Annotated in this window: 25 protein-coding genes, 1 rRNA gene and 2 other annotated features; all 26 genes read left to right on the forward strand. The window is 38.1% G+C overall.

All coding sequences use genetic code 11. The features are described 5' to 3' along the window. Positions 1 to 125: 125 nt before the first annotated feature. A 5S ribosomal RNA gene (gene rrf / locus CQZ94_RS25005) occupies positions 126 to 241 on the forward strand. 210 nt (positions 242 to 451) lie between these two features. Next, on the forward strand, positions 452 to 913 hold the full coding sequence (ctsR, locus tag CQZ94_RS25010; protein WP_105587609.1) for a transcriptional regulator CtsR: 462 nt from the start codon (positions 452 to 454) through the stop codon (positions 911 to 913). A gap of 168 nt (positions 914 to 1,081) precedes the next feature. Further along, positions 1,082 to 1,630 (forward strand): protein-arginine kinase activator protein McsA, encoded by a 549-nt coding sequence (gene mcsA / locus CQZ94_RS25015; RefSeq protein WP_105587611.1) that lies wholly within the window; start codon positions 1,082 to 1,084, stop codon positions 1,628 to 1,630. Positions 1,631 to 1,634: 4 nt separating this feature from the next. Then, positions 1,635 to 2,699: a protein-arginine kinase McsB gene (gene mcsB, locus CQZ94_RS25020; protein WP_105587613.1), complete on the forward strand. Its 1,065-nt coding sequence runs from the start codon at positions 1,635 to 1,637 to the stop codon at positions 2,697 to 2,699. A gap of 22 nt (positions 2,700 to 2,721) precedes the next feature. Then, complete coding sequence (gene clpC, locus CQZ94_RS25025) at positions 2,722 to 5,157, forward strand: ATP-dependent protease ATP-binding subunit ClpC (protein WP_105587614.1); 2,436 nt, start codon at positions 2,722 to 2,724, stop codon at positions 5,155 to 5,157. A gap of 94 nt (positions 5,158 to 5,251) precedes the next feature. Next, complete coding sequence (gene radA / locus CQZ94_RS25030; protein ID WP_105587616.1) at positions 5,252 to 6,628, forward strand: DNA repair protein RadA; 1,377 nt, start codon at positions 5,252 to 5,254, stop codon at positions 6,626 to 6,628. Between the two features lie 3 nt (positions 6,629 to 6,631). Next, a complete protein-coding gene (disA, locus tag CQZ94_RS25035; protein WP_070140523.1) occupies positions 6,632 to 7,705 on the forward strand; it encodes a DNA integrity scanning diadenylate cyclase DisA in 1,074 nt (357 codons plus the stop codon). A gap of 160 nt (positions 7,706 to 7,865) precedes the next feature. Beyond that, complete coding sequence (locus tag CQZ94_RS25040; RefSeq protein WP_105587617.1) at positions 7,866 to 8,963, forward strand: PIN/TRAM domain-containing protein; 1,098 nt, start codon at positions 7,866 to 7,868, stop codon at positions 8,961 to 8,963. Positions 8,964 to 8,979: 16 nt separating this feature from the next. After that, complete coding sequence (gene ispD, locus CQZ94_RS25045; protein WP_002204581.1) at positions 8,980 to 9,660, forward strand: 2-C-methyl-D-erythritol 4-phosphate cytidylyltransferase; 681 nt, start codon at positions 8,980 to 8,982, stop codon at positions 9,658 to 9,660. A 113-nt stretch (positions 9,661 to 9,773) separates the two neighbouring features. Next, a complete protein-coding gene (gene ispF, locus CQZ94_RS25050; protein WP_098123469.1) occupies positions 9,774 to 10,250 on the forward strand; it encodes a 2-C-methyl-D-erythritol 2,4-cyclodiphosphate synthase in 477 nt (158 codons plus the stop codon). 89 nt (positions 10,251 to 10,339) lie between these two features. After that, positions 10,340 to 11,797 carry a glutamate--tRNA ligase gene (gltX, locus tag CQZ94_RS25055; RefSeq protein ID WP_105587619.1) on the forward strand — a complete coding sequence of 486 codons (1,458 nt, stop codon included), beginning with the start codon at positions 10,340 to 10,342 and terminating at the stop codon, positions 11,795 to 11,797. 47 nt (positions 11,798 to 11,844) lie between these two features. Continuing rightward, positions 11,845 to 12,090 (forward strand) — a binding site (T-box leader). Between the two features lie 136 nt (positions 12,091 to 12,226). Beyond that, positions 12,227 to 12,892 (forward strand): serine O-acetyltransferase, encoded by a 666-nt coding sequence (gene cysE, locus CQZ94_RS25060; RefSeq protein ID WP_105587621.1) that lies wholly within the window; start codon positions 12,227 to 12,229, stop codon positions 12,890 to 12,892. After that, positions 12,873 to 14,270: a cysteine--tRNA ligase gene (cysS, locus tag CQZ94_RS25065; protein ID WP_105587622.1), complete on the forward strand. Its 1,398-nt coding sequence runs from the start codon at positions 12,873 to 12,875 to the stop codon at positions 14,268 to 14,270. Before cysE ends, cysS begins: the two co-directional genes overlap by 20 nt. Before the next feature lie 2 nt (positions 14,271 to 14,272). Continuing rightward, a complete protein-coding gene (locus CQZ94_RS25070; protein WP_002063411.1) occupies positions 14,273 to 14,680 on the forward strand; it encodes a Mini-ribonuclease 3 in 408 nt (135 codons plus the stop codon). After that, positions 14,677 to 15,420 carry a 23S rRNA (guanosine(2251)-2'-O)-methyltransferase RlmB gene (rlmB, locus tag CQZ94_RS25075; protein ID WP_002091503.1) on the forward strand — a complete coding sequence of 248 codons (744 nt, stop codon included), beginning with the start codon at positions 14,677 to 14,679 and terminating at the stop codon, positions 15,418 to 15,420. Before CQZ94_RS25070 ends, rlmB begins: the two co-directional genes overlap by 4 nt. 3 nt (positions 15,421 to 15,423) lie before the next feature. After that, positions 15,424 to 15,936 (forward strand): NYN domain-containing protein, encoded by a 513-nt coding sequence (locus CQZ94_RS25080; RefSeq protein ID WP_105587624.1) that lies wholly within the window; start codon positions 15,424 to 15,426, stop codon positions 15,934 to 15,936. A gap of 67 nt (positions 15,937 to 16,003) precedes the next feature. Then, a complete protein-coding gene (locus CQZ94_RS25085; RefSeq protein WP_105587626.1) occupies positions 16,004 to 16,663 on the forward strand; it encodes an RNA polymerase factor sigma-70 in 660 nt (219 codons plus the stop codon). Positions 16,664 to 16,793: 130 nt separating this feature from the next. Then, on the forward strand, positions 16,794 to 16,940 hold the full coding sequence (gene rpmG / locus CQZ94_RS25090; protein ID WP_012260172.1) for a 50S ribosomal protein L33: 147 nt from the start codon (positions 16,794 to 16,796) through the stop codon (positions 16,938 to 16,940). 23 nt (positions 16,941 to 16,963) lie between these two features. Continuing rightward, the gene (secE, locus tag CQZ94_RS25095; protein WP_002009797.1) at positions 16,964 to 17,143 is read left to right on the forward strand and encodes a preprotein translocase subunit SecE; all 180 of its coding nucleotides are present in this window, start codon (positions 16,964 to 16,966) and stop codon (positions 17,141 to 17,143) included. A 131-nt stretch (positions 17,144 to 17,274) separates the two neighbouring features. Then, entirely contained in the window at positions 17,275 to 17,808 is a 534-nt protein-coding gene (gene nusG / locus CQZ94_RS25100; protein ID WP_002009795.1) for a transcription termination/antitermination protein NusG, read from the forward strand. A gap of 168 nt (positions 17,809 to 17,976) precedes the next feature. After that, positions 17,977 to 18,402 (forward strand): 50S ribosomal protein L11, encoded by a 426-nt coding sequence (gene rplK, locus CQZ94_RS25105; protein WP_001085872.1) that lies wholly within the window; start codon positions 17,977 to 17,979, stop codon positions 18,400 to 18,402. A gap of 179 nt (positions 18,403 to 18,581) precedes the next feature. After that, positions 18,582 to 19,274, forward strand: coding sequence for a 50S ribosomal protein L1 (gene rplA / locus CQZ94_RS25110; RefSeq protein ID WP_105587627.1), 693 nt, complete (start codon positions 18,582 to 18,584; stop codon positions 19,272 to 19,274). A 49-nt stretch (positions 19,275 to 19,323) separates the two neighbouring features. Continuing rightward, positions 19,324 to 19,469: a sequence feature (ribosomal protein L10 leader region), on the forward strand. 39 nt (positions 19,470 to 19,508) lie between these two features. Next, the gene (gene rplJ / locus CQZ94_RS25115; RefSeq protein WP_002009790.1) at positions 19,509 to 20,009 is read left to right on the forward strand and encodes a 50S ribosomal protein L10; all 501 of its coding nucleotides are present in this window, start codon (positions 19,509 to 19,511) and stop codon (positions 20,007 to 20,009) included. Between the two features lie 67 nt (positions 20,010 to 20,076). Next, entirely contained in the window at positions 20,077 to 20,436 is a 360-nt protein-coding gene (rplL, locus tag CQZ94_RS25120; protein ID WP_002009788.1) for a 50S ribosomal protein L7/L12, read from the forward strand. A 76-nt stretch (positions 20,437 to 20,512) separates the two neighbouring features. Continuing rightward, the gene (locus CQZ94_RS25125) at positions 20,513 to 21,112 is read left to right on the forward strand and encodes a class I SAM-dependent methyltransferase (protein ID WP_105587628.1); all 600 of its coding nucleotides are present in this window, start codon (positions 20,513 to 20,515) and stop codon (positions 21,110 to 21,112) included. Positions 21,113 to 21,402: 290 nt separating this feature from the next. After that, positions 21,403 to 24,936: a DNA-directed RNA polymerase subunit beta gene (rpoB, locus tag CQZ94_RS25130; RefSeq protein ID WP_105587630.1), complete on the forward strand. Its 3,534-nt coding sequence runs from the start codon at positions 21,403 to 21,405 to the stop codon at positions 24,934 to 24,936. Positions 24,937 to 24,973: the final 37 nt, after the last annotated feature.

A 24,973-nucleotide genomic window follows, 5' to 3' on the forward strand; every position in this document is an offset into this window, starting at 1 on the left:
TAATAGATCGAGGACTTAACCATATAATATGAAGCAAATGTTATCTAGTTTTGAAAGAATATAAAAAACTTATTGACCTTTAAAAGTGAATGAGTTACAATAATTCTTGTCTTAAATGAATATAGTCTGGTAATGATGGCAGAGAGGTCACACCCGTTCCCATACCGAACACGGAAGTTAAGCTCTCTAGCGCCGATGGTAGTTGGGACCTTGTCCCTGTGAGAGTAGGACGTTGCCAGGCAACTAAAACACGAATCAAATGATTCGTGTTTTTTCGTGTTTTCTTTTAGAATTTATGTTAATTTAAAAATCCCTGCTTAAAGAATAGTTCGCATGATTAAACATTGGAAAATGTGGCTAGGATAGTGAATAAGCAAAAGAGTTGCAAATTTTTTTAATACGTATATAATTAAAGTCAAAGATAGTCAAAGTCAATAAAGGTGGCGGATAAATGAGAAATATATCTGATATCATTGAGAAATATCTAAAGCAAGTTATTGACTTAAGCAATAATAATGTGATTGAAATCAAGAGGAATGAGGTGGCGGATCGATTCGATTGTGTGCCGTCTCAAATCAACTATGTAATCAATACCCGTTTTACACTAGAAAGAGGATTTGTAGTAGAAAGTAAACGAGGTGGAGGAGGTTACATTCGCATTATAAAAGTCAAACTGCATGATGATATAGACATTATTGATCAAATGCTTCATATGATTGATCATAGCGTTGCACAAGGAAATGCAGAAAGTATGATTATACGTTTAATAGAAGAGGGTATTATAACAAATCGTGAAGCTAAACTTATGTTAAGCGTACTAGATCGTTCTGTATTGGTAATGGATGTTCCTTCTCGAGATGAACTTAGGGCTCGAATATTATGCGCAATGTTAAGAACACTGAAATATAAATAAATATAACTTTTGTAAAGAATGATAACTAAGGTAGTGCAGTTTATTATTGTAGGGATTTTGAAAGATGACATGTGCTTTTATGAAATGGATTAAGGAAAGCGAACAATCTAGTAATGTATGAAAAGTAGCATGAGATAGATCGTTCCTGTTGTAAAGGTGGGGATAGCGATGACTTGTCAAAACTGTAATATGAGACCAGCAACTTTACATTATACAAAAGTAATCAACGAAAAAAAGGCGGAAGTTCATCTTTGCGAGCAATGTGCAGAACAAAGTGGCTATACGTCTTTCTTTCAATCATCACAGTCTAATTTTTCATTCCATGACCTATTAGCCGGATTATTACATGGTGAACCAGCAATGTTTGAAGAAGGGCAAGATGCATTTTTAAATACAAATATATCAAGGTGTCCGAATTGCAAGATGACATATGAACAATTTACAAAAGTGGGACGCTTTGGATGTGCTTCTTGTTACGATACATTTAAGGAGCATTTAAAACCGTTATTAAAACGTCTCCACGGTGGACATACAGATCATTGTGGAAAGATTCCGGAACGAATAGAAGGAAATATCCACTTAAAGAAAGAATTAGATGAACTAAAACTCAATCTGAAGCAATATGTACAGAAAGAGGAATTTGAGAAAGCAGCTAAAGCACGAGATAAAATTCGAGCCCTTGAAAATCTGCGTAGTGAGCATAGAGAGGGGGAATAGTTCTATGTCACTGGACCGAATTATGAATGAAGCGATTAGTCCATGGATGAAGGGGGATGGCCCTGATTCTGATATTGTTTTAAGTAGTCGAATTCGTTTGGCTCGTAATTTAAAAAAATATCAATTCTCTACTATGCAAAACGAGGAAGAAGCTAAACAGATTCATGAATTATTTAAGAAGAAGTTTGTAAATAAACCGATAGAACCTTTTGGAGAGTTTGAACTGTTAAAAATGAATGAATTAACTCCTCTTCAAAGGAGAGTTTTAGTTGAGAAGCATTTAATTAGTCCGAATCTTGCAGGAACAGAATACGGAGCATGCCTACTATCAGAAAGTGAACATATTAATATCATGCTTAATGAAGAGGATCATGTTAGGATTCAGTGCCTATTTTCAGGTTTGCAGTTATCAGAGGCGCTTCAAAGTGCCAATCAAATAGATAATTGGATTGAGGAACAGGTTGAATATGCTTTTGATGAATCGCTTGGATATATTACGAGTTGTCCCACTAACGTCGGTACAGGATTAAGGGCTTCGGTAATGATTCATTTGCCGGGACTGGTTTTAACGAAAAGAATTAACCGTATTATACAAGTAATTCAAAAATTAGGGTTAGTAGTAAGAGGAATATACGGTGAAGGTAGCGAAGCGTTAGGTAATATATTTCAAGTGTCAAATCAAATGACACTAGGGAAATCAGAAGAAGATATTATTGCAGATTTAAAGAGTGTTATTCAACAAATTATGCAACAAGAAAAAATGGCTAGAGAATTAATTGTACAAAATTCAAGTATTGAGCTTGAAGATAAAGTATATCGTTCTTACGGAATACTAGCTAACAGTCGTTTAATTCAATCTGCGGAGGCAGCCACTTGCTTATCAGATCTACGACTTGGTATTGACTTAGGATATATACAAGGTATATCGAGAAATATATTAACTGAGTTAATGGTTCTTACTCAGCCAGGCATTTTGCAACAATATGCAGGAGGACCTCTAGGACCAGAAGAAAGAGATTATCGAAGAGCAACCTTAATCCGTGAGCGATTACGAATTGAACAAAATTAAGCGCAAGTAGGAGGCGATTTCTATGATGTTTGGAAGATTTACAGAACGAGCACAGAAAGTATTAGCTTTATCTCAAGAGGAAGCAATTCGCATTGGGCATAATAATATTGGAACAGAACATATTTTACTTGGGCTTGTACGCGAAGGTGAAGGGATTGCAGCAAAAGCGTTAGTTGCTCTTGGATTAAGTCCAGAGAAAGTTCAAAAAGAGGTAGAAGCACTAATTGGACGTGGAACCGAAGCTTCTCAAACAGTACACTACACACCTCGTGCTAAAAAAGTTATTGAGTTGTCTATGGACGAAGCTCGTAAATTGGGCCATTCCTACGTTGGAACAGAACATATTTTACTTGGTTTAATCCGTGAAGGTGAAGGTGTAGCAGCACGTGTTTTAAATAATTTAGGTGTAAGTCTAAATAAAGCAAGACAACAAGTGTTACAACTCCTTGGAAGTAATGAAGCTAGTTCAGGTCACCAAGGTGGTTCATCAACAAATGCGAATACACCTACACTTGACAGCCTAGCACGTGATTTAACAGTTGTTGCACGTGAAAATCGTTTAGATCCTGTTATTGGACGTAGTAAAGAAATTCAACGTGTAATTGAAGTGTTAAGCCGTAGAACAAAAAACAATCCAGTATTAATTGGAGAACCTGGTGTAGGTAAGACAGCAATTGCGGAAGGATTAGCACAGCAAATTGTAAATAATGAAGTTCCTGAAACTTTAAGAGATAAGCGTGTTATGACATTAGATATGGGTACAGTTGTTGCTGGAACAAAATATCGTGGTGAATTTGAGGATCGTTTAAAGAAAGTGATGGATGAGATTCGCCAAGCTGGTAATATCATTCTATTTATTGATGAGCTTCATACGTTAATTGGTGCAGGAGGAGCGGAAGGTGCAATTGATGCATCGAATATTTTAAAACCATCTTTAGCACGTGGTGAATTACAATGTATTGGTGCAACAACTTTAGACGAATATCGTAAATATATTGAAAAGGATGCGGCATTAGAAAGACGTTTCCAGCCAATTCATGTTGATGAACCAAACTTAGAAGAATCAGTTCAAATTTTAAAAGGTCTACGTGACCGTTATGAGGCGCATCACCGTGTATCTATTACAGATGATGCAATCGATGCGGCTGTAAAACTTTCAGATCGTTACATTACAGACCGTTTTTTACCTGATAAAGCAATCGATTTAATTGATGAGGCTGCATCAAAAGTGCGCTTACGTTCTTATACAACACCGCCAAACTTAAAAGAGCTTGAAGTGAAGCTTGAGGAAATTAGAAAAGAAAAAGATGCAGCTGTACAAAGCCAAGAATTTGAAAAGGCTGCTTCCTTACGTGATATGGAACAACGTTTACGTGAAAAGTTAGAAGATACAAAGCGTCAGTGGAAAGAGAAACAAGGACAAGAAAACTCAGAAGTAACAGTAGAAGATATTGCAAATGTCGTTTCCACATGGACACGTATTCCAGTTTCTAAACTTGCACAAACAGAGACAGATAAATTATTAAACTTGGAATCAATTTTACATGATCGTTTAATTGGGCAGGATGAAGCAGTTGTAGCTGTGGCAAAAGCTGTTCGTCGTGCGAGAGCGGGATTAAAAGATCCGAAACGTCCAATTGGCTCATTTATTTTCCTAGGACCGACTGGTGTAGGTAAAACAGAACTAGCGAGGGCATTAGCGGAATCTATGTTCGGTGATGAGGATGCAATGATCCGCATCGATATGTCTGAGTACATGGAGAAGCATTCTACTTCTCGTTTAGTTGGATCTCCTCCAGGATATGTTGGATATGAAGAAGGTGGACAATTAACAGAGAAAGTTCGTCGTAAGCCATATTCAGTTGTCTTATTAGATGAAGTAGAGAAAGCTCATCCTGATGTGTTTAATATTTTACTACAAGTATTAGAAGATGGCCGTTTAACAGATTCTAAAGGACGTACAGTTGATTTCCGTAATACAATTGTTATTATGACGTCTAATGTTGGTGCAGACGCATTAAAACGTAATAAACATCTTGGATTTAACGTACAAGATGAGAGCCGCGATTATTCAGATATGAAAGGTAAAGTAATGGATGAATTGAAAAAAGCATTTCGTCCAGAATTCTTAAACCGTATTGATGAAATTATCGTGTTCCATATGCTTGAGAAAAAACATATTCAAGAAATTGTAACTCTTATGGTGAATCAGTTAGTGAATCGCTTAAAAGAACAAGAGATTGAATTGCACTTAACAGAAGGAGCAATTTCAGCAATTGCTGATAAAGGATTTGATCGAGAGTACGGTGCTCGTCCGCTTCGTAGAGCAATTCAAAAACATGTAGAAGATAGACTATCAGAAGAACTGTTAAAAGGTGCTATTGAGAAAGGGCAAAAAGTTATCTTTGATGTAGAAGGAGAATCATTTGTCATTCATAGTGCGGAAAAGGTAAAATAAGTATAGACAAACAAAGAGGGCTACGCGATAGCCCTCTTTCTTGTACGAGAAGGATAAACGTTTGTAGATGAAAGTGAAGTGAACTATAAAAGATATGGCTAAAAAGAAAACAAAATTTACATGTCAAGAATGTGGTTATCAGTCGCCAAAATATATGGGGAAATGTCCTGGATGTGGTCAATGGAATACGCTTGTTGAAGAGATGGAACCAGTTGTATCATCAAGACGCCTTAATTATGCCAATGCAATTCAATCAGAAGTAACAAAACCAAGACGCTTAACAGAGGTAGAAACAAAGTCTGAGGCGCGTATTGAAACGAAATTTCAAGAGTTTAACCGTGTACTTGGTGGCGGGATTGTAGATGGATCTTTAGTACTTATTGGTGGAGACCCCGGGATTGGGAAATCAACATTGTTATTACAAATTTCATCGCAATTAGCAGATTCTTCATATGATGTACTATACATATCAGGTGAGGAGTCAGCAAAGCAGATTAAACTTCGTGCAGATCGTTTGGATGTAAAGGGTAGTAATCTATTTGTTGTAGCAGAGACTGATTTACAGCGAATTGCAGCGCACATTGAAGAGATGAATCCAGCTTTTGTTGTTATTGACTCCATTCAGACGATACATTTACCTGAAGTGACGTCAGCCCCAGGAAGTGTATCGCAAGTACGTGAATGTACAGCGGAATTAATGAAACTTGCAAAGACGAAAGGGATTCCCATTTTTATCGTGGGACATGTGACAAAAGAAGGGGCAATTGCAGGACCACGTATGCTAGAACATATGGTTGATGCAGTTCTTTACTTTGAAGGAGATCGTCACCATACATATCGTATTTTGCGAGCTGTGAAGAACCGTTTTGGTTCCACAAATGAAATGGGTATCTTTGAAATGAAGGAACTAGGTCTTGCAGAAGTACTAAATCCTTCTGAAATTTTCCTTGAGGAACGTCCAGTTGGAGTTGCAGGATCCACAGTGGTTGCTTCAATGGAAGGAACAAGACCGGTTTTAGTAGAAATACAAGCATTAATCTCCCCTACTAGTTTTGGAAATCCTCGAAGAATGGCGACGGGAATTGATCATAACCGCGTTTCACTTATTATGGCAGTGCTAGAAAAAAGAACAGGTTTATTGTTGCAAAATCAAGACGCATATTTAAAAGTTGCGGGTGGCTTGAAATTAGATGAGCCAGCAATCGATTTAGCTGTCGCCTTAAGTATTGCTTCAAGTTTCAGAGATAAAGCTACTGCACCAACCGATGCGGTAATAGGAGAAGTAGGCCTAACTGGAGAAATAAGAAGAGTATCAAGAATTGAACAACGTGTACAAGAAGCAGCGAAATTAGGATTTCAACGTGCTATTATTCCTAGAAAAAATTTGGGGGGATGGACAATTCCAGATGGGATTGAGGTGGTAGGTGTTTCTAATTTAGGAGAAGCGCTTCGTTTGACATTAGGAGGCTAGGCTATGGAGGAAAACAAGCAACGTGTCAAAAGTATGATTAACATTCTACAGCTCGTTGCCCCAGGAACACCACTACGCGAAGGGATAGATAACGTACTTCGTGCGCAAACTGGAGGGCTAATTGTTCTTGGGTATAATGAGCAGATTAAAAGTATTGTTGATGGAGGATTTCACATTAATTGTGCATTCTCACCGGCTAGTTTATATGAATTAGCAAAAATGGATGGGGCACTTATTTTAAATGAAACTGGGAGCAAAATTTTAATTGCAAATGCACAATTAGTTCCAGATCCATCCATTGATTCTATTGAAACAGGTATGCGTCACCGAACGGCAGAGCGTGTAGCAAAGCAGACGGCTAGCCTTGTTGTGGCTATTTCACAAAGACGTAACGTAATCACACTATATCAAGGGAACTTACGTTATACACTAAAAGATATAGGTGTAATTTTAACAAAGGCAAACCAAGCCATTCAAACGTTAGAAAAATATAAAGCTGTATGGAATGATGGGATTACGAATTTGGGCATTCTAGAATTTGAAGAGGTCGTTACAATGTCCGAGGTAGTTCACGTTTTACATAGTGTTGAAATGGTACTGCGTATTAAAAATGAAATATTGAGCTACATTCATGAGTTAGGAACGGAAGGGAGGTTAATTCGTTTACAACTTACAGAATTACTAGCCGACTTAGAAGCAGAGGCAGCGTTATTAATTAAGGATTATTATCAAGAAAAAACGCAGGATCACCATCAAATTTTGAAAAAGTTACAAGATCTTGCAAATACACAGCTTTTAGAGGATAGCGATTTAGTTAAATTGCTTGGCTATCCAGGGCAAACGAGCTTAGAAGAAAGCGTGACACCGAGGGGATACCGAATCGCAAGCAAAATTTCTCGTGTTCCACCACTTATCATTGAAAATTTAATTAATCGATTTAAAACACTACAAGGTGTTTGTCGTGCAACTATTAATGAATTGGATGATGTGGAAGGAATTGGGGAAGTTAGGGCGAAGAAAATACGAGAGGGCCTAAAAAGAATTCAAGAGCATCTCTATATGAGTAGACACAATTAAGAATATTACATTGATTCCATAATATAACGACACTAGAACATTTTTGTTATATGATATGGTATATTGGTAAATAAAACTATTTACAAAAAAACACGTCCGCTTTTGCATTCGGCGTTTTGATTAGCAAAACAATGGTTAATAATGAGTAGGAGGTGGTTGGATGTTAAAAAGAATCGTACAGCTCTTCTTTTTAGTGATCGGGGGAGCGTTAGGGATTTTTCTAATCCCAAAAGTTATTAATGTATTGGACGTTGGTGCTGTTCCTTTGCTGGAGGGATCGTACGTTCGTGCAATTATTGGTGCAATTATTTTATTTTTAACAACATTTTGGCTTGTGGATTATATTGTTCAACTTATTAAACATATCGAAGAAGCCCTTGTAAAGGCACCGGTAGCGGATGTTTTATTTGGTACATTAGGGTTGATCTCTGGTCTTATTGTTGCATATTTAATTTTGATACCAATTCGTGAATTCACGATTCCAGTCATTAGTACAGTATTACAAGTGTTCTTTACTCTTTTACTTGGTTATTTAGGATTCCAAGTAGGATTTAAAAAGAGAAATGAATTGCTAGGATTATTTACATTACCCCAGCGCGGAGGTAAGAAGAAAAACAATAGCGAGAACGAAGAGGTAGAAAAATCTACAACTCATTGGAAAATTCTTGATACAAGTGTAATTATTGATGGACGTATTGCGGATATTTGCCAAACGAAGTTTTTAGAAGGAACAATTGTGATTCCACAATTCGTATTAGAAGAGCTTCAGCATATTGCCGATTCTTCTGATGCTTTAAAGCGTAATCGTGGTCGCAGAGGATTAGACATTTTAAATCGTATTCAAAAAGAGATGCCAATTCCGGTAGAAATTTATGAAGGCGATTTCGAGGATATCCAAGAGGTGGATAGCAAGCTTGTAAAGTTAGCGAAAAACACTGGTGGAACTGTTGTAACAAATGATTTCAACTTAAACAAAGTTTCTGAATTACAAGGAGTAACAGTATTAAACATTAACGATTTAGCAAATGCAATTAAACCAGTCGTACTCCCTGGCGAAGAATTAAGTGTTTATGTTGTGAAAGATGGTAAAGAACAAAATCAGGGTGTGGCATATTTAGATGATGGCACGATGATTGTAGTAGAAGACGGTAGAGAATATGTCGGTTCGCAACTTAATGTACTAGTTACAAGTGTGCTGCAAACATCGGCTGGTCGTATGATTTTCGCAAAACGTAAATTATTAGAAAAAGCATTATAAGTAGAGGATTATTAATATGTATACGTTAATTATTCCGGCAGCGGGTCAAGGGAAACGGATGGGTGCTGGCAAAAACAAGTTGTTCTTACTTATAAATGGAGTACCTATCATTGTGCATACATTACGTGCTTTTGAAAAAGATAAAGCATGTAAACGTATTATCATGGCAATTAACGAAGAGGAACGCCCTTATTTTGAGGAGTTAATGCAGAAGTACCCGGTTGAAAAGCAGGTGCAATTTATTCAAGGCGGGGCTGAAAGACAAGATAGTGTGTATAATGCGCTTCAGTATGTGAGCGGAGTGGAGTATGTTCTCGTACACGATGGTGCGCGCCCGTTCGTAACGAATAAGATGATGCAAGATGTATTAACTGTAGCAGAGAAATATGGTGCTTCCATTTGTGCGGTGCCAGTGAAGGATACCATTAAGAAAGTAGAACAGGGTGTTGTTGTTGAAACGGTAGAACGTTCTCAGCTTAAAGCGGTTCAAACACCGCAAGGATTTTCTGTTCCTCTTTTATTAGAAGCTCATAGAAGTGCAAAGCAAAGTTGTTTTCTTGGCACAGATGATGCAAGTCTCGTAGAACGTGTAGGGAAGCAAGTAGGCGTAGTAGAGGGGAGTTACTATAATATTAAAGTGACGACTCCAGAGGATTTACTAATTGCTGAAAGTTTTCTTCATGTTCAGAAGAAATAGAAGTGATGGTATTATAGTAAAGAAAAGCTCGGCAGTTGCCGAGCTTTTCTTTATAGAGATAGCAATATAATATAGAATTCATAAAGTAGTTTAGATTGAGGAGGATGTAAAGAATGTTTCGAATTGGACAAGGTTTTGATGTACATGAATTTGCGGAAGGTAGACCGTTAATTATCGGCGGAATTACAATTCCTCATGAAAAAGGATTAATCGGTCACTCGGATGCAGATGTATTGTTACATACGATTGCTGACGCATGTCTAGGAGCAATTGCAGCAGGAGATATTGGAAAACATTTTCCTGATACAGATCCTGCCTTTAAAGATGCAGATTCAGCTGTATTGTTACAAAAGGTTTGGGAATTTGTGCGTAAACAAGGTTATGAGCTAGGGAACCTAGATTGTACAATTATTGCCCAAAAGCCAAAAATGGCACCGCATATTGAAAGCATGCGTAAACGCATTAGTGAACTATTAGAAACGTCTATTGATAATATTAATGTAAAGGCAACAACAACAGAAAAATTAGGATTTACAGGTAGAGAAGAAGGGATCGCTTCTCAAGCGGTTGTTTTATTACAGAAAAAATAGTGGTTTTTAATTCGTAAGATGGATAATCACGTTTTTTTGGTGTACAATTGTAGAATGTGTTGACATTAAGATTGGAAGGTGTACCAATTATGGAAAAGCAAGTGAGAGTGCGCTATGCGCCAAGTCCAACAGGACACTTACATATCGGAAATGCGCGTACGGCATTATTTAATTATTTATTTGCTCGTCATCAAGATGGTAAGTTTATTATTCGTATTGAAGATACTGATGTGAAACGTAATGTTGCTGGTGGAGAAGAAAGCCAATTAAAATACTTGAAATGGCTCGGTATGGACTGGGATGAAGGTGTTGATGTTGGTGGTGAATTTGGACCATATCGTCAAACAGAGCGTTTAGATATTTATAAAAAATTATATGAAGATTTATTAGAGCGTGATTTAGCTTACAAATGTTATATGACAGAAGAAGAGCTAGAGGCAGAGCGTGAAGGTCAAATCGCTCGTGGTGAAACACCGCGTTATGCAGGAAACCACCGTGATTTAACTGAGGAGCAAATTAAAGGATTTGAGGCTGAAGGCCGTATTCCAAGTATTCGCTTCCGCGTGCCGGCTGATAGCGACTACACGTTTAAAGATATCGTAAAAGATGAAGTTGCATTCCATTCAAATGATTTTGGTGATTTCGTTATCGTGAAAAAAGACGGAATTCCAACTTATAACTTTGCGGTAGCGGTAGATGATCACTTGATGGAGATTACACACGTGCTTCGTGGTGATGATCATATTTCAAACACGCCAAAACAAATGATGATTTATGAAGCTTTCGGTTGGGATATCCCGCAATTCGGTCATATGACTTTAATTGTAAACGAAAGCCGTAAAAAGCTAAGTAAGCGTGACGAATCTATTATTCAATTTATTGAGCAATATAAAGAGCTTGGATATCTTCCAGAAGCAATCTTTAACTTTATTGCATTACTAGGTTGGTCACCAGTAGGTGAAGAAGAAATCTTCTCTCAAGATGAGTTTATCAAAATGTTTGATGCAGCTCGTTTATCAAAATCACCTGCATTATTTGATTCTCAAAAACTAAAATGGATGAACAACCAATATATGAAAAAACAAGATTTAGATACGGTTGTTGAACTAAGCTTACCGCATTTAGTGAAAGCGGGTCGCGTAGGTGAAAACTTAAGCGAACAAGAACAAGCGTGGGTTCGTGATGTAATTGCTTTATATCATGACCAAATGAGCTTTGGAGCTGAAATTGTAGAGCTTTCTGAAATGTTCTTTAAAGATCATGTTGATCATGAAGAAGAGGGACAAGAAGTATTGAAAGGTGAACAAGTACCTGAAGTACTTCGTACATTTGCCGATCAATTAGAAGCTTTAGAAGTAATGGAGCCAGCGGCAGTTAAGGCGGCTATTAAAGCAGTTCAAAAGGAAACAGGACATAAAGGTAAAAACCTATTTATGCCAATCCGTGTTGCTACTACTGGACAAACACATGGTCCAGAGCTTCCTAACGCTATTGCTCTTCTTGGAAAAGAAAAAGTTTTAAATCGTATTCAAAAAGTAATTGGTTAACATTTTCTAGGTTTAGCAATATAATAAGTATACCTAAAATCTAATAAGGAAAAGCGACGAGAAGGAGAAGTAGAAAATCAGGCTTTTTACAGAGAGAACCACCCTTAGGCTGGAAGTGGTTTATAAGCGGATTTTTGAAATGCCCCTTCGAGTCTTCTGTTGAACAGCGAAGTATTTCGCGGAACGTCTTAGGGCGCAAAGTAAACAGAAGCGGTGTAAACCGTTATCATGGATGAGTTTGAGGCTTCTTTAGCCTAAACAGAGTGGAACCGCGCTTAAAAGGCGTCTCTGTCTATATGACAGAGACGTCTTTTTTTTATACCATGTAAATGGGTGTGAGTATAAGTTTTATCCCCTTGTATAAAGATTTAGGGGGAAGTGGGGGTTAGTTCACTCGAAAAAGGCAGCCCATAAAGGGAGGGAATATCGATGTTTAAGAGGCTTCGGGAAGATATTGAAGTCGTTTTTGAACAGGATCCAGCGGCACGAAGTTATTTCGAAGTCATTTTAACTTACTCTGGATTACATGCAGTTTGGGCCCATCGAATTGCACATGCTTTTTATAAAAGGAATTTTTTCTTTCTTGCACGCTTTGTTTCACAAGTGAGTCGTTTTTTTACTGGCATTGAGATTCATCCAGGAGCAACTATTGGTCGTCGTTTTTTCATTGATCATGGAATGGGGGTTGTAATTGGAGAAACGTGTGAAATTGGCGAAAACGTAACAATTTATCAAGGTGTCACATTAGGTGGTACAGGTAAAGAAAAAGGAAAGAGGCACCCTACAATTCAGGATAATGTATTAATTGCAACAGGTGCTAAAGTACTAGGTTCTATTACTATTGGAGAGAATTCTAAAATTGGAGCAGGATCTGTCGTGTTAAAGGAAGTTCCTGCGCATTCTACAGTTGTAGGTATACCTGGCCGAGTCGTTATTCAAAATGGAGTAAAGATTGGTCAAGAATTAAATCATTCTGATCTTCCGGATCCGATTTTTGATAAATTAAAGGTTATGGAAGCAGAACTTGATAAATTGAGAAAGCAACTCGAAGTAAAGGTAGAAAGGAAAGATAAAAATGACTATTCACATTTATAATACGTTAACGCGTCAAAAAGAAGAGTTTATGCCATTAGAAGAAAATAAGGTAAAGATGTATGTGTGCGGACCTACAGTGTATAACTACATTCACATTGGGAATGCAAGACCACCTATGGTATTTGATACAGTACGCCGTTACTTAGAATATAAAGGATACGATGTGCAGTATGTATCTAACTTTACTGACGTGGATGATAAATTAATTAAGGCGGCAAACGAATTAGGTGAAGATGTACCAATAATTGCAGATCGTTTTGTTGAAGCTTACTTTGAAGATGTAACGGCACTAGGTTGCAAACATGCAACGGTTCATCCACGTGTAACGGAAAATATGGATATCATTATTGAATTTATTCAAGAACTTGTGAATAAAGGGTATGCATATGAATCAGAAGGTGATGTGTACTTTAAAACGAAAGAATTCGAAGGTTACGGTAAATTATCACATCAACCGATTGCAGAATTACGTCACGGTGCACGTATTGAAGTAGGAGAAAAGAAACAAGACCCTCTTGACTTTGCTTTATGGAAAGCTGCGAAAGAAGGGGAAATCTTCTGGGAAAGCCCTTGGGGGAAAGGACGCCCAGGGTGGCATATTGAATGCTCAGCAATGGCGCGTAAATATTTAGGGGATACAATTGATATTCATGCTGGTGGTCAAGATTTAGCATTTCCTCATCATGAAAATGAAATTGCGCAGTCTGAGGCGTTGACAGGAAAAACATTTGCACGTTATTGGATGCATAATGGATATATTAATATTAATAACGAGAAGATGTCTAAGTCGCTTGGAAACTTCATTTTAGTTCATGATATCATTAAACAATATGATCCACAGTTAATCAGGTTCTTTATGCTATCGGTACATTACCGTCACCCAATTAACTTTAGCGAAGATTTATTGCAAAGTACTAATAATGGACTAGAAAGAATTAAAACAGCTTACGGTAACTTAAAGCATCGTATGGAAAGTAGTACGGATTTAACGGACCATAATGAAAAATGGTTAGCTGAAATGGAAAAGTTCCAGGTTGCATTCGAAGAAGCGATGGATGATGATTTCAATACGGCCAATGCGATTACTGAATTATATAACGTAGCAAATCACGCAAATCAATATTTGTTAGAAGAACATACTTCTAAAGTTGTAATTGAAGCGTATGTAAAACAACTTGAAACATTATTTAGTATTTTAGGATTAGAATTAGCACAAGAAGAGTTGCTTGATGAAGAAATTGAAGTACTAATCCAAAAGCGTATTGAAGCTCGTCAAAATCGTGACTTCGCATTATCTGATCAAATTCGCGATGATTTAAAAGGACGTAATATTATTTTAGAAGATACCGCTCAAGGTACAAGATGGAAAAGAGGATAAGAATGATTGATGCAAAGCAATTGAACAGCTTAGCGTTAGCGTATATGGGTGATGCGGTATATGAACAATATATCCGCTATCACCTCCTTCAAAAAGGGAAAGTTCGCCCTAATCAATTACATCGCTTAGGGACGAGCTTTGTTTCGGCAAAAGCACAGGCGAAAGTTGTTTATCATTTATTAGAGACGGCATTTTTGACAGAAGAAGAAGAGGCGGTATTAAGAAGAGGGCGTAATGCGAATTCGGGTACTGTTCCGAAAAATACAGATGTACAAACATATCGACACAGTACAGCCTTTGAAGCGCTAATCGGTTATCATCACTTGTTGAATAATCGTGAAAGATTGGACGAGATTGTATATAAGGCGATTGACGTTTTGGAAGAAAAGGAAGGGAGCACATCATCATGAGTAGTGAATATATTATCGGACGTAACCCTGTAATTGAAGCTTTAAGAGCGGGGCGAGATATTAATAAAATTTTGGTAGCGGAAGGTGCTGCCAAAGGACAAGTGCAGATTGTACTAGCATTAGCAAAAGAGAATAAGGTTATTTTGCAACACGCACCAAAGAAGAAATTAGATCAATTGGTTGAGGGAAATCATCAAGGTGTAATTGCTCAAGTAGCTGCATATCAATATGCTGAGTTAGAGGATTTGTTTAAATTAGCAGAAAAACGTAATGAAGACCCGTTCTTCTTAATTTTAGATGAAATTGAAGACCCGCATAACTTAGGTTCTATTATGCGTACTGCGGATGCAACAGGGGCTCATGGGGTTATTATTCCAAAAAGAAGAGCGGTGGGACTTACAGCGTCAGTTGCGAAAGCGTCGACTGGGGCAATTGAATATATTCCTGTTGCACGTGTAACAAATTTATCGCGTACAATTGATGAATTAAAAGAACGTGGACTTTGGATTGCTGGTACAGATGCCAAAGGGAAAACAGATTACCGTAATTTAGATGGTAATATGCCAATCGGTCTAGTAATTGGTAGTGAAGGAAAAGGTATGAGTCGTATTATTGGTGAAAAGTGTGATTTCCTAATTACTTTACCGATGGTCGGTAAAGTTACATCCTTAAATGCTTCAGTAGCCGCAAGTTTGTTAATGTATGAGGTATATCGTAAACGTCACGAAATTGGTAAATAAAAAATGGACGATATTTTAATCGTTGACGGTTACAACATTATCGGAGCTTGGGGAGACTTGAAGAAACTGCGGGATGTAGATTTACAATCATCAAGAGACGCGCTTATTGATAAGATGGCGGATTATCAAGGCTATACAGGCACAAAGGTAATGATTGTCTTTGATGCCTATACAGTCTATGGTATTGAAAAAAAGATGAAACAATCGCGGGTGGAAGTAATATTCACGAGAAAGAATCAAACTGCAGATGAAAAGATAGAACAACTTGCGATTGAGCTTAGAAATATAAATACACAAATATACGTTGCAACTTCGGATTATACGGAGCAATGGATTATATTTGCGCAAGGTGCACTTCGAAAATCTGCACGTGAATTAGAGTTAGAAGTGCAAGCGATGGAACAACAAGTAAGAAGGTGTACAAAAGATACGAAAGAAAAGCAACCCGCCATGCGAAAGATATTTAGCGAAGATATTACAGAAAAATTAGAAAAATTAAGGAGAGGAGAGCGTTGAAGCATTGACGCTCTTTATCTTTTTACTGTATAATATTGCTAAATATATAGCGGTCGGAGGGATCAAGGTGGAAGCAGGCTTCGTAAGTATAGGCGACGTTACATTTCGTGATTTAGAGGATGAGGCAATCGTTGAGTTAGTTCGAAAAGGTAATACTGACGCTCTAGAATATTTAATTCACAAATATAAGAACTTTGTTCGCGCGAAATCAAGATCTTATTTCTTAGTGGGTGCCGATCGAGAAGATATTGTTCAAGAAGGTATGATTGGATTGTTTAAAGCCATTCGTGATTATAAAGGGGACAAGCTGTCTTCGTTCAAAGCATTTGCTGAGCTGTGTATCACTCGACAAATTATTACCGCTATTAAAACAGCAACAAGGCAAAAGCATATTCCGTTAAATTCGTATGTGTCTTTAGACAAGCCAATTTACGATGAGGAATCTGATCGAACACTATTAGATGTTATTTCGGAAGCGAAAGTAACTGATCCAGAAGAGATGATTATAAGTAAGGAAGAATATACAGACATAGAATCAAAAATATCTGAATTATTAAGCGATTTAGAAAGAAAAGTACTCTCTTTATACTTAGATGGTCGTTCCTATCAAGAAATTTCAGAACAGTTAAACAGGCATGTGAAATCCATTGATAACGCATTGCAGCGTGTGAAAAGGAAATTAGAAAGATATATGGAGATGAGAGAGAGTACAACTTTAAATTCATAGCAAGTGCCGCAGGTGTAAAATAATTCACCTGTTTTCTTTTTGCGAAGAGAGTGAAAGTCATGACATTGACATTATCTTTTGTTGTATGATACATTTTTAGGGACATAATGTTACAAGGTTGGTGTAACTAATGAGGAAAAAAGTTGTACTCTCATGTGAAGAGTGTAAAAATCGAAACTACTCTACGATGAAAGATACGAGCTCAGTAGAGCGACTTGAGATAAAGAAGTTTTGTAAAACATGCAATAAGCATACAGTTCACAAAGAAACAAAATAAATAATACACTGGAGGTCCCGTAGATGCGTTTAACGAACTTTTTCGGCGATGTAGGTCGCGAAATGAAAAAAGTAAGTTGGCCTAAAAAAGATGAATTACTCCGCTCAACAACGACTGTTATCGCGACAGTTGTGTTCTTTGCGATTTTCTTCGCAGTAGTTGATATGGGCATTTCTTCTTTAATTCGGTTAATTCTTGGTTAATTCTTGAATAAGAAGCACTTATCCATGATATAATGTTATTTATAAGAACTGTGTAAAAGCCCGGTGAACGGGTTTTTTCATTTGCGCAAAAAAATGTACGTCAGGGAGGGAAGGACGCTCGTCCTAAATGAATGGAAAAAAGTTGGTATGTTGTCCATACTTATTCTGGATATGAAAATAAAGTAAAGGCAAACCTAGAGAAACGTGTAGAATCAATGGGTATGCAAGATAAAATTTTCCGTGTTGTTGTCCCGGAAGAAGTAGAAGTAGAAATGAAAAATGGTAAAGAAAAAATAACGAAAAGAAAAGTGTTCCCAGGTTACGTATTAGTAGAACTAATCATGACTGACGACTCTTGGTATGTTGTTCGTAATACGCCAGGTGTAACAGGTTTTGTCGGTTCTTCTGGTTCAGGATCTAAACCATCGCCTCTATTAGAAGAGGAAGTTGTTACCATCATGAAGCATATGGGAATGGACAATGAAGTGGTTGATTTCGAATTTGAACTTCATGAAACAGTGCGTGTAAATGAAGGGCCATTCGCGGATTATACAGGTGCGATTGAAGAAATTGATGTGGAAAAGAAAAAAGTTAGCGTGCTTGTAGACATGTTTGGTCGCGAGACTCCGGTTGAACTTGATTTCCATCAAATTGAAAAATTATAAAATGAAACTTGAAATGAATTGTAAAAAGTGATAATATCTTTTAAGTCAGTACGTCTTCGGTAACGGAGACGTTTTTTGAAAAAGATTTTATCATTATGATAAAATATGAAGTGGGAGGGCAAATCACTGCCCAATTGACCACATCACGGACTTAAGGAGGTGTGTCTCGTGGCTAAAAAGGTAATTAAAATGGTAAAACTTCAGATTCCTGCAGGTAAAGCTAATCCAGCTCCGCCGGTTGGTCCAGCATTAGGACAAGCAGGTGTTAACATCATGGGCTTCTGTAAAGAGTTTAACGCTCGTACAGCTGATCAAGCTGGTCTTATCATCCCTGTTGAAATTACGGTATTTGAGGACCGTTCATTCACTTTCATTACTAAAACTCCTCCTGCTGCTGTTCTTCTTAAGAAAGTAGCTGGTATTGAGTCTGGTTCTGGTGAACCAAACCGTAATAAAGTGGCAACTGTTAAGCGTGATAAAGTACGCGAAATCGCTGAAACTAAAATGCCTGACCTAAACGCTGCTAGTGTAGAAGCTGCAATGCGTATGGTTGAAGGTACTGCGCGCAGTATGGGCATCGTTATCGAAGACTAATTCGATTTGTTTTTTTTAAAAAGGTTGCGGGTCTGGAATTCCAATTCGCAACCTTTATTATCGTAAATGATTATCGTTTTTAAATAAATGGATGGGCGCACATCCTCGGGGGTTCCCGAAATGAAGGCGTAAACGTGGGAGGTTATTCCGCTAAAACCACATTCAAGGAGGAAACAAAAATGGCTAAAAGAGGTAAAAAGTACGTAGAAGCTGCAAAGCTTGTTGATCGTGCATCTGCTTACTCTGCAACAGAAGCAGTAGAATTAGTAAAGAAAACAAACACAGCTAAATTTGATGCAACTGTAGAAGCTGCATTCCGTTTAGGTGTTGACCCTAAGAAAGCTGACCAACAAATTCGTGGTGCAGTTGTTCTTCCACACGGTACTGGTAAAGTACAACGTGTATTAGTATTCGCTAAAGGCGAAAAAGCAAAAGAAGCTGAAGCTGCTGGCGCTGACTTCGTAGGCGATGCTGATTACATCGGTAAAATCCAACAAGGTTGGTTCGGTTTCGATGTAGTAGTAGCAACTCCTGACATGATGGGTGAAGTTGGTAAACTTGGTCGTGTATTAGGACCTAAAGGTTTAATGCCAAACCCTAAAACTGGAACAGTTACTTTCGATGTAACTAAAGCTGTTAACGAAATCAAAGCTGGTAAAGTTGAATACCGCGTTGATAAAGCTGGTAACATCCACGTTCCAATTGGTAAAGTATCTTTCGAAGATGCTAAATTAGTAGAAAACTTCAAGACAATTGCTGACACGCTACAAAAAGCTAAGCCAGCTGCTGCAAAAGGTACTTACATGAAGAACGCAACTGTTGCTTCTACAATGGGACCTGGCGTACGCGTAGACGTTTCTACACTTGCGTAAAAATTGGAAGTTGACTTCATAAAGAAGTTTTAATATAATCATTTATGTTGTGAATTTAAATAGTGTACCGTAGACAGTAGGAGTCGATTCGACTTAATTCCCTACCTAGGTGTTAATATACGAAGCGGAATCTTTTTTCTGTGACTATATGCCTCCATGTCTACAAGTTGGGCATGGAGGTTTTTAGTGCACTTTCGGTACATCTTCTATATAATCTACAGGAGGTGTAATAACATGAGCAAAGTAATCGAAACTAAACAACAAGTTGTAACTGAAATCGCTGAAAAACTTCGTGCGAGTAAATCTACAATCGTTGTTGACTACCGTGGTTTAACAGTTTCTGAAGCAACAGAATTACGTAAAAACTTACGTGAAGCTGGCGTTGAGTTCAAAGTTTACAAAAACTCTTTAACTCGTCGTGCTGCAGAATCTGCTGAAATGGCTGAGTTAAACGAATTCTTAACAGGACCAAACGCAATCGCGTTCAGTAATGAGGATGTAGTTGCTCCTGCGAAAGTATTAAACGACTTCGCTAAAAATCATGAAGCTTTAGAAATTAAAGCGGGCGTAATCGAAGGTAAACTTGTAACACTTGATGAGGTTAAAGCTATCGCTACTCTTCCATCACGTGAAGGCTTACTTTCTATGCTTCTTAGCGTTCTTCAAGCTCCAATCCGTAACCTTGCACTTGCTACTAAAGCAGTTGCAGATCAAAAGGAAGAGCAAGGCGCTTAATTTTTTAAAAGATAATTACTTGTTATCTATAAAACAATACAAACCTATTTAAGGGAGGATATTTACAATGACTAAAGAACAAATCATTGAAGCAGTTAAATCTATGACTGTATTAGAACTTAACGACTTAGTAAAAGCTATCGAGGAAGAATTCGGCGTAACTGCTGCTGCTCCTGTAGCTGTAGCTGGTGGCGCTGGTGAAGCTGCTGCTGAGCAAACTGAATTTGACGTAGTACTTGCAAGTGCTGGCGCTCAAAAAATCAAAGTTATCAAAGCTGTACGTGAAATCACTGGTCTTGGCTTAAAAGAAGCTAAAGAATTAGTTGACAACACTCCAAAAGCAATCAAAGAAGGCGTTACTAAAGAGGAAGCTGAAGAAATGAAAGCTAAACTTGAAGAAGTTGGCGCTGCTGTAGAAGTTAAGTAATTAACTTTTGGTGCTTTAAAAAAAGCTCGCTCTCATGCGAGCTTTTTTTTTAACTGTAAAGAAAAGAGGTGGCCATATGGCAGACCATTATTTTTCTAACGACCCTTCTAGTAAAAGTGATCGTAAACGATGGGAATTTACACTTCGTGAATCTCAATTTACTTTTTTATCTGACCATGGGGTGTTCTCGAAAAACGAAGTGGACTTTGGTTCTCGTCTTTTAATTGAAGCGTTTCAAATGCCAGATGTTAAAGGTAATGTGTTAGACGTAGGATGTGGGTACGGTCCAATCGGTTTGTCGTTAGCGAAAGAGTTTCAAGATCGTGAAATTCACATGGTGGATGTGAATGAAAGGGCCTTGGGACTTGCAAAAGAAAATGCCGCTAATAACAGAATTGAAAATATACGTATTTTGCAAAGTAGTGTCTATGAAAATGTAGATGGCAAGTATGCTGCTATTCTATCTAATCCTCCAATTCGTGCTGGTAAAGATATCGTGCATGAGATTTTAGAAAAGGCTATGGAGTATTTAGTTTCAGGTGGAGAACTGTGGATTGTTATTCAAAAGAAACAAGGTGCGCCATCTGCGCTGAAAAAACTAGAAGAAGTATTTTCTGAAGTTGAAGTTGTAGAAAAGAAAAAAGGATATTATATCATAAAATCAAAAAAGCGTTGACGGTTATTTTTGGCTATGTTAACATTATACAATGCCAATATATGATTTTCTGCGTTGAGAAAGATGTATATTTTTGCTTCTCTTGGAAAAGATAGTAAAATCAGCAGATTATGAAACAGAATGATGGTTTTCTTATAGAAGCCATTTTTCTTTTTTGAGCAGGTAGAAAGACTCAACGTATCTATCTTTAAGAGAAAAAACTACGCTAATAGCAGTAGTTGTATTTATTTGTGATTTTGCACAAATTTTTTTGTGTGTTTATAATACTCATGATTTGAGGGGTGAAGCAGTTGACAGGTCAACTAGTTCAATACGGACGCCACCGCCAACGAAGAAGTTATGCCCGTATTAGTGAAGTATTAGAGTTACCAAATCTTATCGAAATTCAAACCTCTTCTTATCAGTGGTTTCTTGATGAGGGTTTGCGAGAAATGTTCCAAGACATTTCTCCGATCGAAGACTTTACGGGAAATCTATCGCTTGAATTTATCGACTACAGCTTAGGTGAACCTAAATACTCTGTAGAAGAATGCAAAGAGCGTGATGTGACGTATGCAGCACCACTTCGTGTAAAAGTGCGTCTAATCAACAAGGAAACTGGTGAAGTAAAAGAACAAGATGTGTTCATGGGAGATTTCCCACTCATGACAGAGACTGGAACATTCGTAATTAACGGTGCAGAACGTGTTATCGTTTCCCAGTTAGTTCGCTCTCCAAGCGTATACTATAGTGGCAAAGTGGATAAAAACGGAAAACGTGGTTTTACTGCTACTGTAATTCCAAACCGCGGAGCTTGGTTAGAGTATGAAACAGATGCTAAGGATGTTGTATATGTGCGTATTGACCGTACGCGTAAACTTCCTGTAACTGTTTTGTTACGCGCATTAGGGTTTGGCTCTGATCAAGAAATCACCGAGCTTTTAGGTGATAACGAATACTTAAGCAATACGTTAGAAAAAGACAACACAGATAGCACAGAGAAAGCATTGCTTGAAATTTATGAGCGTCTACGCCCTGGTGAACCACCAACAGTAGAAAATGCAAAGAGCTTACTTGTGTCTCGTTTCTTTGATCCGAAGCGCTACGATTTAGCAAATGTAGGTCGCTATAAGATCAACAAAAAGCTACACATTAAAAACAGATTGTTTAACCAACGTTTAGCTGAAACACTGGTGGATCCAGAAACTGGTGAAATTTTAGCGGCAGAAGGAACAGTCTTAGATCGTCGTACACTGGATCGCATTCTACCTTACTTAGAGAAAAACATTGGATTCAAAACAGCGAAACCAATGGGTGGAGTGGTAGCAGGCGATGTTGAGCTGCAATCTATTAAGATTTATGCTCCAGAATCAGAAGGCGAACGATCTATAAACGTAATTGGGAATGCAAATATTACTCGTGATATAAAACACATCACACCAGGTGATATTCTTGCTTCTATTAGCTACTTCTTTAACTTGCTATATAAAGTAGGGGATACAGATGATATTGACCACTTAGGAAATCGTCGTCTGCGTTCTGTAGGAGAGTTACTACAAAACCAATTTCGTATCGGTCTTTCTCGTATGGAACGTGTTGTTCGTGAGAGAATGTCGATTCAAGATACAAATGCAATTACACCACAAGCGTTAATTAACATTCGCCCGGTTATTGCATCTATTAAAGAGTTCTTCGGAAGTTCTCAGTTATCTCAGTTCATGGATCAAACAAACCCATTAGCAGAGTTAACTCACAAACGAAGACTATCTGCGTTAGGACCCGGTGGTTTAACGCGTGAGCGCGCAGGCTTTGAAGTACGTGACGTTCACTACTCTCACTATGGTCGTATGTGTCCAATCGAAACACCAGAGGGACCAAACATCGGTTTGATCAACTCATTATCTTCGTTTGCGAAAGTAAATGAGTTTGGTTTCATTGAAACGCCATACCGTCGTGTTGACCCAGAAACTGGTCTTGTAACAGGGCATGTTGATTATTTAACAGCAGATGAAGAAGATAACTATGTTGTAGCCCAAGCGAATATGAAATTATCTGAAGAAGGGGAATTCCTTGATGAAGATATCGTAGCTCGTTTCCGTGGTGAAAACATTGTCACAAATAAAGAACGCATCGACTACATGGATGTATCTCCAAAACAAGTAGTGTCGGCAGCGACAGCTTGTATTCCGTTCTTAGAAAACGATGACTCTAACCGCGCACTTATGGGAGCGAACATGCAACGTCAGGCGGTTCCGTTAATGAATCCGGAATCACCGATTGTAGGTACAGGTATGGAGTACGTATCAGCAAAAGACTCAGGTGCTGCAGTAATCTGTAAACACCCTGGTGTTGTTGAACGCGTAGAAGCACGTGAAGTTTGGGTACGTCGCTATGTAGAAGTTGACGGTCAAACAGTAAAAGGCGACTTAGATCGCTACAAAATGCAAAAATTCATTCGTTCTAACCAAGGAACTTGCTACAACCAACGTCCAATCGTAAGTGTTGGAAATGAAGTTGTAAAAGGTGAAATCCTTGCGGATGGTCCTTCTATGGAATTAGGTGAACTAGCACTTGGACGTAACGTGCTTGTTGGCTTCATGACTTGGGACGGTTATAACTACGAGGATGCGATCATTATGAGTGAGCGCCTTGTAAAAGATGATGTGTACACTTCTATTCATATTGAAGAATATGAGTCAGAAGCTCGTGATACGAAGCTTGGACCAGAAGAAATTACACGTGACATTCCAAACGTTGGGGAAGATGCATTACGCAACCTTGACGAGCGCGGTATCATTCGCGTTGGTGCAGAAGTAAAAGATGGAGATTTACTTGTTGGTAAAGTAACACCTAAAGGTGTAACAGAATTAACAGCTGAAGAACGTCTATTACACGCTATCTTTGGAGAGAAAGCACGTGAAGTACGTGATACATCACTACGTGTACCACACGGTGGTGGCGGTATTATCTTAGACGTAAAAGTATTCAACCGTGAAGATGGCGATGAATTGCCACCAGGCGTGAATCAACTTGTACGTGCATATATCGTTCAAAAACGTAAAATTTCTGAAGGTGACAAGATGGCCGGACGTCATGGTAACAAAGGTGTTATCTCTCGTATTTTACCAGAAGAAGATATGCCTTACTTACCAGATGGTACGCCAATCGATATCATGTTAAACCCATTAGGGGTACCATCTCGTATGAATATCGGTCAGGTATTAGAGCTTCATCTTGGTATGGCAGCAAGATACCTTGGTATTCACATTGCAACACCAGTATTCGATGGTGCTCGTGAGGAAGATGTTTGGGGCACGATTGAAGAAGCTGGTATGGCAAATGACGCGAAAACAATCCTGTATGACGGACGTACTGGTGAGCCATTCGATAACCGCGTATCTGTTGGTGTCATGTATATGATCAAACTTGCGCACATGGTTGACGATAAACTTCATGCTCGTTCTACTGGACCATACTCACTTGTAACGCAGCAACCTCTTGGAGGTAAAGCTCAGTTCGGTGGACAGCGTTTCGGTGAGATGGAGGTTTGGGCACTTGAGGCTTATGGTGCTGCTTATACTCTTCAAGAAATCTTAACAGTGAAGTCTGATGATGTTATTGGACGTGTTAAGACGTATGAAGCAATTGTTAAAGGTGAAAATGTTCCAGAACCAGGCGTTCCTGAATCATTCAAAGTATTGATTAAAGAACTGCAAAGTTTAGGTATGGACGTTAAAATGATGTCTATCAACGATACAGAAATTGAAATGCGTGATACGGAAGATGACGATGATCATCAATCAGCAGATAAATTGAATGTTGAAGTTGAGACAACTAAGGAATAATTGGGATAACCTGTAGACTAAAAGGGAGGTAGGCCCC

Origin of the sequence: Bacillus sp. MYb209 (assembly GCF_002975175.1) — a bacterium.
Classification (GTDB): domain Bacteria; phylum Bacillota; class Bacilli; order Bacillales; family Bacillaceae_G; genus Bacillus_A.

Coding starts and splice junctions, on each gene's coding strand:
- radA (WP_105587616.1), top strand. CDS start 5,252: ATGGCTAAAAAGAAAACAAAATTTACATGTCAAGAATGTGGTTATCAG.
- secE (WP_002009797.1), top strand. CDS start 16,964: ATGCGTTTAACGAACTTTTTCGGCGATGTAGGTCGCGAAATGAAAAAA.
- rplL (WP_002009788.1), top strand. CDS start 20,077: ATGACTAAAGAACAAATCATTGAAGCAGTTAAATCTATGACTGTATTA.
- cysE (WP_105587621.1), top strand. CDS start 12,227: ATGTTTAAGAGGCTTCGGGAAGATATTGAAGTCGTTTTTGAACAGGAT.
- CQZ94_RS25125 (WP_105587628.1), top strand. CDS start 20,513: ATGGCAGACCATTATTTTTCTAACGACCCTTCTAGTAAAAGTGATCGT.
- rlmB (WP_002091503.1), top strand. CDS start 14,677: ATGAGTAGTGAATATATTATCGGACGTAACCCTGTAATTGAAGCTTTA.
- cysS (WP_105587622.1), top strand. CDS start 12,873: ATGACTATTCACATTTATAATACGTTAACGCGTCAAAAAGAAGAGTTT.
- ctsR (WP_105587609.1), top strand. CDS start 452: ATGAGAAATATATCTGATATCATTGAGAAATATCTAAAGCAAGTTATT.
- CQZ94_RS25080 (WP_105587624.1), top strand. CDS start 15,424: ATGGACGATATTTTAATCGTTGACGGTTACAACATTATCGGAGCTTGG.
- gltX (WP_105587619.1), top strand. CDS start 10,340: ATGGAAAAGCAAGTGAGAGTGCGCTATGCGCCAAGTCCAACAGGACAC.
- CQZ94_RS25040 (WP_105587617.1), top strand. CDS start 7,866: ATGTTAAAAAGAATCGTACAGCTCTTCTTTTTAGTGATCGGGGGAGCG.
- CQZ94_RS25070 (WP_002063411.1), top strand. CDS start 14,273: ATGATTGATGCAAAGCAATTGAACAGCTTAGCGTTAGCGTATATGGGT.
- mcsA (WP_105587611.1), top strand. CDS start 1,082: ATGACTTGTCAAAACTGTAATATGAGACCAGCAACTTTACATTATACA.
- clpC (WP_105587614.1), top strand. CDS start 2,722: ATGATGTTTGGAAGATTTACAGAACGAGCACAGAAAGTATTAGCTTTA.
- ispD (WP_002204581.1), top strand. CDS start 8,980: ATGTATACGTTAATTATTCCGGCAGCGGGTCAAGGGAAACGGATGGGT.
- nusG (WP_002009795.1), top strand. CDS start 17,275: ATGGAAAAAAGTTGGTATGTTGTCCATACTTATTCTGGATATGAAAAT.
- disA (WP_070140523.1), top strand. CDS start 6,632: ATGGAGGAAAACAAGCAACGTGTCAAAAGTATGATTAACATTCTACAG.
- rplA (WP_105587627.1), top strand. CDS start 18,582: ATGGCTAAAAGAGGTAAAAAGTACGTAGAAGCTGCAAAGCTTGTTGAT.
- rplJ (WP_002009790.1), top strand. CDS start 19,509: ATGAGCAAAGTAATCGAAACTAAACAACAAGTTGTAACTGAAATCGCT.
- mcsB (WP_105587613.1), top strand. CDS start 1,635: ATGTCACTGGACCGAATTATGAATGAAGCGATTAGTCCATGGATGAAG.
- rpmG (WP_012260172.1), top strand. CDS start 16,794: ATGAGGAAAAAAGTTGTACTCTCATGTGAAGAGTGTAAAAATCGAAAC.
- ispF (WP_098123469.1), top strand. CDS start 9,774: ATGTTTCGAATTGGACAAGGTTTTGATGTACATGAATTTGCGGAAGGT.